Below are 13,517 nucleotides of genomic sequence, written 5' to 3' on the forward strand. Positions count from 1 at the left end.
ATTAATTTTCTCATCTAATCTTTAAAAATTTATGTGCAATCTCTATCTTTTATGTCCACCACATTTCTTGTTTTCTCAAAAAAACTTCCACCATTTTTTTGTGAAAGTCTCTTCTGGCTCATATATTATTAATGGAACATTTTCTAGTATTCTTGCATTATTTTCAAGAAAACAGTCTACTGCATTTAATTCCTTTTGTTTTTCTAAATATCTAAGACCCTTTTCAAATAAAAAAGGACGAGTTTGTAAGTTATGCACATCAGAACCATAAGTATGAACAAGGTTTGAACGAACTAATCTTATAGAAAGCTGTTGAATGGATTTTCCAAAAAAACCGGCTAGGCTTCCTGCCGTTATTTGTGCAAGTGCCCCATCACGTATTAGTTGCTCCAAATAGCTTGGATTTTCGGCAATAGCTCTATTTCGCTCTGGGTGTGCAATGATTGGCGTAATGCCAATTGCTAATAAAGCATGAATAATTTCTCTCGTATATTTTGGAACGATGCTCGAAGGAAGCTCTAGAAGTAAATAATTTGAATGCGCTAATGTGTGAAGTTGCTTTTTTTCATAAAGTTCTAGGATGTTTCCTGATAAACGGACCTCATGTCCAGGATACAATGTTAACGATAAGTTACGTTCATTTATTTCCTTTTGTAATTGTGTAATTTGTGCATTCACTGTTTCGAACTGTACATGATAAGAAGGATGAAAAGCATGGGAGGTTGAAATAATAGTTGTAATTCCCTCGGCAACTGCCTGTTCAAATAGACACATTGTTTCTTCTAATGACTTTGGACCATCATCTACATTTACTAAAATATGGCTATGCATATCAATCATCCTGTGTCACTCCGGTCAATGGTAATATTGATCATAATAGAGGCTATGCGGCAATTTGTAATTATTTAAGATAACTCCTAAAATTTTAGCTTTCGAGGCTTCTAGTCTTTCTTTTGCTTTGATAACGTTTGTTCTTTCTACAGCACCACTATTAACGACTAACAATGTACCATTGCATTTATTTGCTAGAATCTGTGCATCCGTCACTGATAAAACAGGAGGTGCGTCGAACAAAATGATATCAAAAGCACGCATTAATTCTACCATTATACAATCCATTGTTTTAGAGGCAAGCAATTCAGCAGGATTGTGTGGAATAGGTCCGCTGGTCATGACAAATAGATTTGGAATTTCCGTACTATCTACCACCTCCAAAACATCATATTTCCCTATCAGTAAATTGGAAAGACCTTTTGTATTTTGCACTCGAAATGTATAATGCATCGTCGGTCTGCGTAAATCTGCATCAACAATTAATACTTTTTTACCTTCCTGTGCAAATACAACACCTATATTTGCTACATTTGTAGATTTTCCTTCACCTGGAGTCGCAGATGTCACTAAAATTGTTTTTATTTCTTGATTGGGTAAAGAGAAGGTAATATTTGTACGTATGGTGCGAAATTGCTCAGATACAATAGAGTTAGTATTTGCAACTGTTACAAGTTTTCGATTCCTTTTTATAAATTTTTTATGTTTTTTTTGAAACATTGCTATTCTCCCTTCTTGTTTTCAGGTTTTCATTCTGGTGCTTTTTACGTGCTGATCGCTTATTTGACTTATTAGACCAATAATCGGTAATCCTACTGCTTCCTCAATATCTTGTTCTGTCTTAATCGTTGTATCAAGAATTTCTAGCAACACTGCAAAAACTGTACTTACAATGAAGGCCATGAGAGAAGCTGCCACAATATAAAATAATTTATTTGGCGCGACAGGCTTAGCCTTTTCACTTACTTTTGCCACTGATAAAAGATTAATATTATCCACCGTCATTAATATAGGAATCTCCTCTTGAAATACCTTTGCTAATGTATTAGCAATATCGACAGCCGTTTCCAACTTCTTATCTTTGACGTTAATATTTACTACCTGAGAATTGTTGGCACTTGATACATTAATTTTTTCCATCAATATTTCTGGTGTCATATCTAACTCTAGCTCACTAATAACCTTTGATAGGATAGCTGGGCTCTTGATGATGATATTATACGTGTTGATTAATCGTAGATCTGTTTCCACATTCTGTATACCTAAGTATGGTTCTGTACTTTTTTGATTAACTAATAGCTGTGTTTCTGCTTGATAAGTAGGCTTAATGATAAAAAGTATAATAAAAGCGGTTATCAATGCTGCAAAAAGTGCAAAGCTTATAATAAAAAGCAGTCGTTTTCGTACAATTTTTAATACATCCTGCATGGTAATAGTTTCTTTCAAAAACTCTCTCTCCTTGTCTAAACATCTACTAGTTAGCCGTAACATAAGCATTAATTTATTTTTCATTATATTATTATGCTTCTTAGTTTATTCACGATAGCGATTTTCGCTTATATATACTTTGATGCTTTAATGAATTTAACAGTTAACGTAAATGCAAAAAATATGGGGATTGTATGAAGTGTGTATATGAAGAAATATTTTTCTTTTCGGGGCAATGGTTAGTAAAATCGGTCTATAACTCTATTATCACGATTTCCTCGCAGACGAAATGAATGTATCGTGGATTACAAATTTTACGGTTTATTTTTGTCGTTTGTATTCAAATTAGTGCAAATATACTTTATTTTTCAATTACAATCACAAACGAAAAAAGGCAAAATTAAAAGACCTAAGTCCAGTAGACTACTGAACTTAGATCTTGAAAGCTACTTAGGATGTTTATCTAACTTTTTTGGGTCAGATCGAAGTCCAAGGAGCGCTTTATTTATTACTTCGCATACTCCACTGCACGTGTTTCACGAATGACTGTTACTTTAATATGACCTGGGTAGTCAAGTTCCTCTTCAATTTTCTTACGGATATCTCGCGCTAAGCGATGTGAAGCCAAGTCATCAATTTTTTCAGGTTGTACAATAATACGAATTTCACGACCTGCTTGAATGGCAAAGGATTTTTCTACACCATCATAGCTTTCGGAAATTTCCTCTAACTTTTCAAGTCTGCGGATATAGTTTTCAAGGGTCTCACTTCGAGCACCTGGACGAGCTGCTGATAATGCATCAGCTGCAGCCACTAATACCGCGATGACAGATGTTGCTTCTGTATCACCATGGTGAGAAGCAATACTGTTTATTACGACTGGATGTTCCTTATATTTTGTTGCTAATTCCACACCGATTTCGACGTGGCTACCTTCAACTTCATGATCAATCGCTTTACCAATATCATGTAATAAGCCTGCACGACGAGCTAATGCTACATCTTCACCAAGTTCAGCAGCAAGCAAACCTGCTAAATGTGCGACCTCGATTGAATGTTTTAAAACGTTTTGTCCATAGCTTGTACGATATTTCATTCGACCTAAAATTTTCATTAAATCCGGATGTAAGTTATGAATGCCAATTTCAAATGTTGTTTGCTCACCTGTTTCACGGATCTGTTCATCCACTTCACGACGAGCTTTTTCCACCATTTCTTCAATTCGAGCTGGGTGAATGCGGCCATCCTGTACAAGTTTTTCAAGTGCCAGTCGAGCCGTTTCACGACGAATTGGATCAAAGCCTGATAAAATAACTGCCTCTGGAGTATCATCAATAATTAAATCTATACCTGTTAACGTTTCCAAAGTGCGGATATTACGACCTTCTCGACCAATAATACGACCTTTCATTTCATCATTTGGCAGGTTCACGACAGATACTGTTGTTTCTGCAACATGGTCTGCTGCAAAGCGTTGTAGTGCCAAAGATAAAATTTCACGTGCTTTTTTATCAGAATCTTCTTTTGCACGTGTCTCAGCTTCCTTCGTCATCACAGCAATATCAGTTGCTAGCTCTTTTTCTACTTCTCCTAAGATAATAGTCTTGGCTTCATCTCTAGTTAAAGCAGAAATTCGTTCTAGCTCGGTTTTTTGCGCGTCAACGAGCTCGTCCACTTTGCTTTCCATCTGTTCAATATGCTGTTGTCTTTCGGCTAGAGCTTGTTCTTTGCGCTCTAAGCCTGCTTCTCTCTTATTTAGAGCATCATCCTTGCGATCAAGATTCTCTTCTCTTTGCAATAAACGGTTCTCTTGTTTTTGAAGTTCTAAACGACGTTCACGAATGTCATTTTCTGCTTCAGTACGAAATTTGTGAGTTTCATCTTTGGCTTCAAGTAGTGCTTCTTTCTTTAATGCCTCCGCCTCTCGTTTTCCTTCTTCAACGATTGTTTCAGCGACATGTTTAGCACCAGTGATTTTTGAGTCATTCACTTTTTTCATGTAGATATAGCTAACAGCGGCACCAACGATGAGTCCAAGCAAAGCGGAGATGATAGTAATTCCATCCATATGAACACCTCCTCTTGCTATTTGGGTAATACAGTTTCAGTCGGCGCATACAAAAAATGTGCCTATTTAAAGTCATAATTCAGAAATTATACATATTTAATTGTATAGCTAGCCTCAAGCTCTGTCAAGGATAGTCGGGCACCTGTTCGCCCTTCTCAAGAAAAAAAGTAAGTCATATCCAATAGGTCAATAAATTACCTAATACTTTTACACTAGATTTAAATTTAACTATTTTACACATTAAGGAACAGTCAGTGCAAAGGTAGTAATTTCCGTAAAGGCTCATTTTAATTTATTTTTTTTATAAGCAAATTTTCCACCTAACGTTCTCTTAATGAGTATACCCACCATTATATGGAATCTAGACAAAAAAATGCATTGTTCTTACTCTAAAGAGCAGGAACAATGCATGTATACTATTCATCTTCAAGAAGAAGCATTAATTCTTCATCCATTTCTTCCTCATCATCATGAGCGGCGATCGTATACGAAGAAGAAGCAATACCATAAGAAGATCGAATTTTATTTGCGATTTCTTCCATAACAGCTGGATTTTCTTTTAAATATTGTTTTGCATTTTCGCGACCTTGTCCTAAACGCTCATCACCGTAAGCATACCAAGAGCCACTTTTTTGAACGATGTCTAGTTCTACACCTAAATCGACTGTTTCGCCTTCTTTAGAAATACCTTCACCATACATAATGTCTACCTCTGCTGTACGGAAAGGTGGCGCTACTTTATTTTTCACAATTTTAACTTTTGTGCGATTCCCCATAATATCATTGCCTTGTTTAATAGCTTCTGCGCGACGAACCTCTAAACGAACAGAGCTATAGAATTTAAGCGCACGTCCACCTGGTGTTGTTTCCGGATTTCCGAACATAACACCAATTTTTTCACGTATTTGGTTAATGAAAATGGCAATCGTTTTTGATTTATTAATAGCACCTGAAAGCTTACGCAATGCTTGAGACATTAAACGTGCTTGTAATCCAACATGGGAGTCACCCATATCACCTTCAATTTCAGCTTTTGGAACTAATGCTGCTACAGAGTCAATGACGATAATATCAATAGCACCACTACGTACTAGTGCTTCTGCAATTTCAAGAGCCTGCTCTCCTGTATCTGGTTGCGATAATAATAGTTCATCAATATTGACACCCAATTTTTGTGCGTAAATTGGATCTAGTGCATGCTCAGCATCGATAAATGCTGCTTGTCCACCATTTGCTTGTACCTCTGCAATGGCATGAAGAGCAACCGTTGTTTTACCTGATGATTCAGGACCATATACTTCAATAATACGTCCTCGTGGATAACCGCCAACTCCTAATGCAGCATCAAGTGCTAACGAACCACTCGAAGATGTAGCGATTTCTAAATCGGTCTTTTCGCCAAGTTTCATGATAGAACCTTTACCAAAATTCTTTTCAATTTGTTTTAACGCCTGTTCTAAGGCTGCTTTACGATCACTCATTCATTTTCCTCCTTCGAAAACTGTTCACTGTTTTTCTCTATCTCTACTATACTTGTTTTTGAGAGAACACGCAAGAAAAAAGCGAACATTTATTCTATTTTTCTTCAAAATAAAAATTTGGGCAACTTTCCCCTACCCAAATTCCTATTTTCAACACTATATTTAATAACGCTTTGTAAAGCCTCTTTCTTCCAAAAGCTGCATTAGGTAATGACAAGTAAACTTCACAGCACGAAGTCGATTTGTATTGCGCATGCCTGATAATTGAAGTAGATACGTTATCGGCTCCTCGTCAGCAATAGCAATACCAATCCAAACCGTTCCTACTGGTTGATGATCATGAGCTGTAGGACCTGCTGCACCTGTTAATCCAATACCGATTGCGGTACCGAATTTTTGGCGTACAGTACTAGCCATAGCGGCTGCACATTCACCACTTACTATACCATATTTATCTAGTAATTCTTTCGGAATACCGAGCTGCTTTATTTTAGCCTCTTCTGTATACGTAACGACGCCACCAACAAGGGCATTTCCTACACCTGGTATCTCAGCAAGCTCTGACTGAAATAACCCAGCAGTTAGACTTTCTGCCGCAGATATTGTTAACTTATTGTCTAGTAACATTTCTACTGTTTTAGAAGCGAGTGAATCATCATTTACACCATATTGATAGTCACCAACAAGCGCCTGAATCTCCGCTACTTTTGCTGCAATAAGCTGCTGCGCTTCTTGCTCCGTTTCTGCCTTGGCAGTTACACGCAATGTAACTTCACCGTCAGATGCAAGTGGAGCAACAGTTGGATTTGTTTGCGTATCTAAAATATCTTGGATACATACCTCAAGTTCTGCCTCTCCAATACCATAAAAACGCATAACGTGGGATGCAATAACCCCTCCGGCATTTAACATCGCACCGAGCTTTGGCTTTGCTTCAAATTGGAACATTGGCTCAAGCTCTTTAGGTGGTCCAGGAAGCAACATATATGTACGCCCATCTTTTGTTAACATCATACCAGGCGCCATACCATGGTGGTTTGCTAGCACTTCACTACCGGCTAATACTAATGCCTGCTTACGATTGTTTTCCGTCATTGGACGTCCTCGTTTTGCAAAAAACTGCTCAATATATGTCAGTGCGACTTCATCAAATTCAAGCGTCACATCAAGATGACGAGCAATCGTTTCTTTTGTTAAATCATCTTTTGTAGGACCAAGCCCACCAGAAAAAATGATTAAATCTGCCCGAGACTCCGCAATGGAAATGGCCTCATCTAAACGTTTAACATTATCGCCAACAACAGTGTGGTAATACACATTTATCCCTAGCTCAGACAATTGACTAGAAATAAATCTTGCATTTGTATTTGTAATCTGACCAAGCAATAACTCTGAACCAACCGCAATAATTTCAGCATTCATGATTCACAAGACCTTCCTTATTTAGAGTCAAGTAAAACACGACGGTTTAGATAGAAATAATCCCATCCAGACCATAGTGTAAAGAACAATGCAATGTATAACATAATCGTATCAAATGGAATGCCAATAAGTGTAAAGATGGTATTGTGTAAAAGTGCTGCAGCGATGGCAACGATTTGCGCCCACGTTTTTATTTTACCAAGCTGGTTCGCCGCTACGACTTCTCCCCCACCTGCTAATATTAAGCGTAGGCCAGTTACTGCAAATTCACGACTAATAATAATTATTATTATCCAGGCAGAGGCCATATCAAGCTCTACCATTAAAATAAAAGCAGCTGAAACAAGTAATTTATCAGCTAGCGGGTCTAAAAATTTCCCAAACGTAGTTACAAGATTATACTTACGTGCATAATAACCATCCACCCAATCAGTTGTTGAAGCAAAGATAAAAATAAGTGCACCTACAAAATGATGAACAGGCATCTCCGCACCAAAAAGCGACATTGTTCCCCAGCCGAAATCAAACATCATAACAATGACAAAGAACGGAATAAGTAAGATTCGAGAGATGGTAATTTTATTTGGAATGTTCATTTTTTCTAACACCTTTCATGATGAAAGAAAGTAGCCATCACCTGATGACTACTGTTCTTTATTGAAATTGATGACGATGTTTTGCGTTACAATTTGCTGTGCATACGTTAAAAGCTCGTCATTAATATATATCTTAGCTTGTGTTGAATTACCTAAGCGAATACGAACGTAGTTTTGAGAAGTTGCATCAAATTCCAATACTTCCCCTGCATTATATACACGTGTATCTGTTAATAATTCTTGTTGCTGTTGGTTACGAATACCGACGAATGTAGGACCTGATACTTCAATACGTAATTTAAGTGTGTCTGTACCTGTTAACGTATAAGAAGTTGTTGCCCCATCTGCTTCTATCGTACCCGCTGAAATCGCTTGTTTAATCTCTTCAGTTTCATCTTCATCAGGTGTTTCTTTTGTTGAATCTGTTGAGTCTAGTTCGCCATTTACTTGGGCTTTTTTATCTGCTTCTGCTTTATCTTTTTCACTATCGATCGGTTTTACTTGTTTGTCATACTGCATTTCTGGCGTTTTATTGTCAGTAGCGCTTGGCCCTGCATCCTTTTTAGATTGCAATAGCACCCAAATAGCCACAATAATGACAATGATAAATAAACCAACGATTACTTTCGGCATTGCCTCCATCATTTTATTGGAAGGGCCCTTGGAAACTTTTCTTCTACTTGGGCTATTTGTCATTGATTGGCTTACTTGATCGTTTGGTGTACTTGGTAATTCGCTTTTATAGCTTTCTAAAATTTCCTCTGCATTCAAACCAACAGCGTCTGCATATTGTTTAATAAAGGCTCGTACATAAAACGAACCAGGCATAATCGAATAATTGCCCTCTTCAATACCTACTAAATAACGTTTTTGAATTTTCGTTATTTCTTGTAAATCGTCTAAACTGTAGCCTTTAGACAGTCTCGCCTCTTTCAGTCGAGTCCCTAATTCTGCCACTCATAACACCTACTTTAATATCAAATTAAAAATTAAATCCTCCAAATGAATTGGATTCGGACATCATATGATTTTTTTCCATTATTTCATAAGTAATTTCTTCATCTGGGTGATGACGTAGTTCAATGATATAATCAAAATCCTCAATCTTATATTCTGAATGCTGAACAAACATATCTGGATGCTCTACAACCTTAATAGAAGGCATATTCATCATTTCACGCACTAGTTGTAAATGCCGCTCATCAGATGAACGACGTGTCACAATGCCATCTAATATAAAAATATTATTGTCACTGAATTCATCACCAGCGAGTTTATTGCGAATAGTTTGCTTGATCATTGTAGACGACAAAAAAATCCACTTTTTATTGGCACATACACTTGCCGCTACAATCGATTCAGTTTTTCCAACACGAGGCATACCACGTATTCCTATGAGCTTATGTCCCTCTTTTTTAAAGAGTTCTGCCATAAAGTCAACTAAAATACCAAGTTCATCTCGTACAAAACGGAAAGTATTTTTTTCATCTGCATCTCGAGGAATATAATGACCATGCCTAATAGCTAATCGATCACGGAGTTTAGGTTGTCGAAATTTGGTCACGTTAATATGTTCCATTGTCGAAACAATTGTACGAAAACGCTCAATTGCCTCATCATTGTCTGAATGCACTAACATACCACGCCGATCCTCATCGACACCATTTATTGAAATAATATTGACACGAAGCATCCCTAAAAGTGAAGCAATATCTCCTAATAATCCAGGGCGATTCACCTGAATTTCATATTCAAAGTACCAATCGCTCAAACACACTCGTTCCCTTCCTATTAGTTAACGTAAAAAATCCTTTATAAGTTCCATCATAGCTGATTTTTTATGTAATGGAAAGTTAGAATATATGGAATTAAGGCGTTATTTTTAAAAACTTTTTTAACCATTCGAAATAGGCTTACATACGTTCCCCTTTATATAGAAAAAAGAGGAGAAGCTCTCCTCTTTTATTTACTGCACATGTTTATTTTGTACAAGTTTAATGACACAATTCGCCAATGCTTCTTTTTCATCTTCAGAGGCAACGCCCCATAAATCCGACAGCACTCGCTCTTGTTCGTTTTTAGGATCGACATTTGACGCCAAATATTCACCAATTTGTACAGCAGCTTGTTGAATCATTTGCTTTGGCATTCCGCTTGATTCTGCCTTCATAACATTTTGTCCTAAAAACGATGTCCATTTTTGCCAGTTTTCTAAAATGGTCATATGTTCCTCCTCCTTTACACATGTAGTATGTGCAAAAAAGAATATTATATGTACCAACCACCATTTAAACGAATTATTTGTCCTGTTACATAATCAGCTTTTCCTGAAAGATAAAAACGCACCATTTCAGCCACGTCTATTGTTTCACCAATAATACCTAGGGGAATATCCTCCAAAATGTAATCAAGCTCCTCTTTACTTAAATGATTGTTCATCGATGTATTAATAAAACCTGGTGCAATCGCATTCACACGAATCCGTGACAATGCAGCTTCTTTCGCATATGACTTCACAAAAGCATGCTGGGCACCCTTTACAGTAGCATAAAGTGCTTCACCTGCTGATCCTGCTTCTCCCCAAATGGAGCCAATAAAAAGAACATAGCTGACATTGTGAGCTCGAAGCTTAGATGATAGCAATGCAGTTAGACGCATCGGATTTTGTACATGTACGCGCCATAGTGCATCCATATCCTCAACAGTAGTATCTTCAAGTAAAGAATAATGGGCCTGACCACTAGCAAAGACAATCGCCTGTACATTAAAAATTTGTGATGCTAACAAATCTGCCCCGGCTATTTTTGAAAAATCCCCCTGTACAAGCATAAACTCCTGTGCAGGGAAGTTTTCAGAAAGGGAACAATATAAATCCTGAGCAGTTTTCTCATTGTTTGAATAATGAACATAGATGGACCAACCGTCTTCTGCCAGGCTCTGACAAATAGCACGACCAATCTCACCTGATGCACCTAAAACAAGGGCAAATTTTTTCACTGTGCACCCTTCTCTGTAGGTAAAATCTTAAAAACAGTTTGTTGAGATTCTCCTTGAATTGATGCAAATGCTTTTTTTAAATCTTCAATCGTTAATTCCTCTAATACAGGCACAACATCAAATAAATTCATTTCATTAAATGAATAGCGAGTGAATTGGTTAGCGATAAATTCAATAGAGTTTAATGCACGCAAAAAGAATCCAATTTTTTTACGTTTTATTCGTTCTAAATCGGCAACTGCAAATTGGGCATCTCCCTCATTCTTTGCCAATTCTTCTTTAATAGCCTTTTCCAATGCAGCTGGTTCAGTTGAATCTGAACCAATCATAGCAAAGCCAAAACCATTTTCTAATGTAAAATCAAATGCATATGTTTCATCAATCAAGCCATCTTCATAGACACGTTCATAAAATTTAGATGTGCGGCCAAAAATAAGCTCCAAAGCAATTTGAACAGATAGTTCATGCTTTAACATATCACGACCGGAAAAATTTGTTTCTTTTGCTTTTAGACCAATGTATACCTTTGGTTTTTGGACATCCATATTCAAAGTACGCTCTTTAATAGCAACTTCAGTCGGCTCTTCATCAAAGAAGCGTTGAATTGGTGTTGGTTCAGGGAATTCTTTTTTGTTTTGATTTTCACGAATAAACGTCATCATTTCATTCGGGTCTACTGCACCAATGACAAATAACAACATATTGGATGGATGATAAAATGTATTGTAGCACGTATATAAATGGTCAGCAGTAATGCCATCAATCGATTCAATCGTACCAGCAATATCAATCTTTACTGGATGAGTATGATACATATTTTCGATTGTACCAAAATATAGTCGCCAATCTGGCTGATCGTCATACATTGTAATCTCCTGACCAATTATCCCCTTCTCCTTGTTAACCGTTGCTTCTGTAAAGTATGGCTCTTGGACGAAATTTAATAATGTTTCAGTACTTTTATAAATATGATTTGTCGAGGAAAATAAATATGCTGTACGTGTAAATGATGTGAATGCATTGGCTGAAGCGCCGTATTCACTGAACTTTTGGAATACATCCCCATCTTCTTTTTCAAACATTTTATGCTCTAAAAAGTGTGCGATGCCATCTGGTACTGTAATGCTTTCTTTTTCACCAATTGGCACAAATGTACGGTCAACAGATCCGTACTTAGTTGTAAAGGTCACAAATGTTTTTGAAAATCCTTTTTTCGGTAAGATATAGACATCTAAGCCATTCTCTAGTTTTTCATAATATAGTGTTTCATCTAATTGCTTGAATTCAATTGTTTTCATTGTGCGGCTTGCTCCTTCCCACATAAGAAATAGACCGCTTCTAGCTGTACTTGCTTCGCCATTTCGACAACATCTTCTTTTGTGACAGCTTTCCATTTATTTGCCCAAGTTTCAACAGAGAACTCCTCGGGTAAATCTTTATATTGGTCAAAAATTTCTATTTGTCCTCGAGCGGAATCCAATGATTCTTTTAGCTGGTTCGTCAACATTGCCTTTGTTTGCTCTAATTCCAAATCGGTCATATCGCCTGCTTGCATAACTGCGAGCTGCTCTTTTATAAGCGATAGCGCTTTTTCTTCATTCTTTGGTTCAATCCCAGACACAACAAAGACTAGGCCATAATGAGAAGCATAAGAGCTAGATGCATAGTATGCTAAGCTTTCCTTTTCACGAACATTCATGAATAATTTAGCATGCGGATAACCACCAAATACACCGTTAAAGATTTGCATTTTTGCGAAATCTGGATCACCAAATCGTACCGGTGTACTAAAGCCAATATGCAGCTTTCCTTGCTTCATATCCTGTTGTTCACGTACATAATCGTTCTGTGGATGCTGTTGCGGAAGCACAGCAGGGATATCTTCTGGTGTACGATCAGTAAATGGTAGCGCTTTTTTGAGCTTCGCCACGATCTCATCTTCATTTATATCACCCGCGACATAAATGTCTATTTCATCGTTTGCAAGCATGGATTGATATGCCTCAAACAATGAAGCAGGAGTAATATTTTGAATATCCTCGATAGTTCCATTTGCTGAAATAGACGCTGCTTCATTCGGACGTAAAATTTGCTGAAGGCGTTGCTGCGCAAAACGAGATTTATCGTCAAAAATGGATTCGATACGCTGAATAACCGTTTTCTTTTCACGTTCTACTATGGATTCCTTAAATACACCATTTTCTAAATTCGGTTCAAATATTGCAGTGTGCAATAAATCAAGTACCTCGTTTAAAACACTTGTATTTGCTAAAAAATGATCATTAACAGCTTCTACATTCATCAGTACCGTATGCTCATTGCCACGTTTGGATGTGTCAAAATACAATACTGAGCCATACAAATCATCCAAAAAGCTTCGGAAAGCAGCTGTTGTCGTATATTTGGCGTTGCTATGTTGCAATACATTGGTTAACACTGTGCGTTCAGACGCATTTTGAGCCGTTAATGCTCTTCTCCATTTAAATGAAAAATTTACGGTTTTAAATTGGGTCGTTTGTCTGATATGCAAATTGACACCTTTTGCAAAAGGTATTGTTTTAAACATATGGAACCCTCCTATCTTTCTTAATATAACAATGTACTACACATACTATACATGTCTATTGTCTATAATTGCAAAAAGAATCCAAAGTATGTATATTATTTTCCTAAACATCTAAGATATGTACAAGG

13 protein-coding genes are annotated in these 13,517 nt (G+C 37.0%); all 13 read right to left on the bottom strand.

Features of this window, described 5'->3' with window-relative positions; translation table 11 throughout:
- Window positions 1-75: 75 nt before the first annotated feature.
- Window positions 76-840: a tyrosine-protein phosphatase gene (locus tag ACIQXF_RS00570; protein WP_402777625.1), complete on the bottom strand. Its 765-nt coding sequence runs from the start codon at window positions 838-840 to the stop codon at window positions 76-78.
- A gap of 15 nt (window positions 841-855) precedes the next feature.
- Window positions 856-1,551: a CpsD/CapB family tyrosine-protein kinase gene (locus ACIQXF_RS00575; RefSeq protein ID WP_402777627.1), complete on the bottom strand. Its 696-nt coding sequence runs from the start codon at window positions 1,549-1,551 to the stop codon at window positions 856-858.
- 21 nt (window positions 1,552-1,572) lie between these two features.
- Entirely contained in the window at window positions 1,573-2,277 is a 705-nt protein-coding gene (locus tag ACIQXF_RS00580; RefSeq protein WP_402777630.1) for a YveK family protein, read from the bottom strand.
- Window positions 2,278-2,767: 490 nt separating this feature from the next.
- On the bottom strand, window positions 2,768-4,327 hold the full coding sequence (gene rny / locus ACIQXF_RS00590; RefSeq protein WP_402777633.1) for a ribonuclease Y: 1,560 nt from the start codon (window positions 4,325-4,327) through the stop codon (window positions 2,768-2,770).
- A 416-nt stretch (window positions 4,328-4,743) separates the two neighbouring features.
- Entirely contained in the window at window positions 4,744-5,808 is a 1,065-nt protein-coding gene (gene recA / locus ACIQXF_RS00595; protein WP_402777635.1) for a recombinase RecA, read from the bottom strand.
- A gap of 162 nt (window positions 5,809-5,970) precedes the next feature.
- A complete protein-coding gene (locus ACIQXF_RS00600; RefSeq protein ID WP_402777638.1) occupies window positions 5,971-7,230 on the bottom strand; it encodes a competence/damage-inducible protein A in 1,260 nt (419 codons plus the stop codon).
- 17 nt (window positions 7,231-7,247) lie between these two features.
- Window positions 7,248-7,826, bottom strand: coding sequence for a CDP-diacylglycerol--glycerol-3-phosphate 3-phosphatidyltransferase (gene pgsA, locus ACIQXF_RS00605; protein ID WP_402777641.1), 579 nt, complete (start codon window positions 7,824-7,826; stop codon window positions 7,248-7,250).
- Between the two features lie 48 nt (window positions 7,827-7,874).
- Entirely contained in the window at window positions 7,875-8,783 is a 909-nt protein-coding gene (locus tag ACIQXF_RS00610) for a helix-turn-helix domain-containing protein (protein WP_402777644.1), read from the bottom strand.
- Between the two features lie 25 nt (window positions 8,784-8,808).
- Window positions 8,809-9,597 (bottom strand): DUF3388 domain-containing protein, encoded by a 789-nt coding sequence (locus ACIQXF_RS00615; protein ID WP_402777647.1) that lies wholly within the window; start codon window positions 9,595-9,597, stop codon window positions 8,809-8,811.
- Window positions 9,598-9,792: 195 nt separating this feature from the next.
- Window positions 9,793-10,050, bottom strand: a complete 258-nt coding sequence (locus tag ACIQXF_RS00620; protein ID WP_402777650.1) for a DUF3243 domain-containing protein — start codon at window positions 10,048-10,050, stop codon at window positions 9,793-9,795.
- Between the two features lie 44 nt (window positions 10,051-10,094).
- Window positions 10,095-10,823 carry an elongation factor P 5-aminopentanone reductase gene (ymfI, locus tag ACIQXF_RS00625; protein WP_402777653.1) on the bottom strand — a complete coding sequence of 243 codons (729 nt, stop codon included), beginning with the start codon at window positions 10,821-10,823 and terminating at the stop codon, window positions 10,095-10,097.
- Window positions 10,820-12,121, bottom strand: coding sequence for an EF-P 5-aminopentanol modification-associated protein YfmH (yfmH, locus tag ACIQXF_RS00630; protein ID WP_402777656.1), 1,302 nt, complete (start codon window positions 12,119-12,121; stop codon window positions 10,820-10,822). Before yfmH ends, ymfI begins: the two co-directional genes overlap by 4 nt.
- Window positions 12,118-13,389, bottom strand: a complete 1,272-nt coding sequence (yfmF, locus tag ACIQXF_RS00635; protein ID WP_402777659.1) for an EF-P 5-aminopentanol modification-associated protein YfmF — start codon at window positions 13,387-13,389, stop codon at window positions 12,118-12,120. The genes yfmH and yfmF overlap by 4 nt, the downstream gene beginning before the upstream one ends.
- Between the last annotated feature and the right edge of the window lie 128 nt (window positions 13,390-13,517).

Source organism: Lysinibacillus sp. NPDC097231, from assembly GCF_044761885.1.
In the GTDB taxonomy this organism is placed as follows: domain Bacteria; phylum Bacillota; class Bacilli; order Bacillales_A; family Planococcaceae; genus Lysinibacillus.

Coding starts and splice junctions, on each gene's coding strand:
- ACIQXF_RS00570 (WP_402777625.1), bottom strand. CDS start 840: ATGATTGATATGCATAGCCATATTTTAGTAAATGTAGATGATGGTCCA.
- ACIQXF_RS00575 (WP_402777627.1), bottom strand. CDS start 1,551: ATGTTTCAAAAAAAACATAAAAAATTTATAAAAAGGAATCGAAAACTT.
- rny (WP_402777633.1), bottom strand. CDS start 4,327: ATGGATGGAATTACTATCATCTCCGCTTTGCTTGGACTCATCGTTGGT.
- recA (WP_402777635.1), bottom strand. CDS start 5,808: ATGAGTGATCGTAAAGCAGCCTTAGAACAGGCGTTAAAACAAATTGAA.
- ACIQXF_RS00600 (WP_402777638.1), bottom strand. CDS start 7,230: ATGAATGCTGAAATTATTGCGGTTGGTTCAGAGTTATTGCTTGGTCAG.
- pgsA (WP_402777641.1), bottom strand. CDS start 7,826: ATGAACATTCCAAATAAAATTACCATCTCTCGAATCTTACTTATTCCG.
- ACIQXF_RS00620 (WP_402777650.1), bottom strand. CDS start 10,050: ATGACCATTTTAGAAAACTGGCAAAAATGGACATCGTTTTTAGGACAA.
- yfmH (WP_402777656.1), bottom strand. CDS start 12,121: ATGAAAACAATTGAATTCAAGCAATTAGATGAAACACTATATTATGAA.
- yfmF (WP_402777659.1), bottom strand. CDS start 13,389: ATGTTTAAAACAATACCTTTTGCAAAAGGTGTCAATTTGCATATCAGA.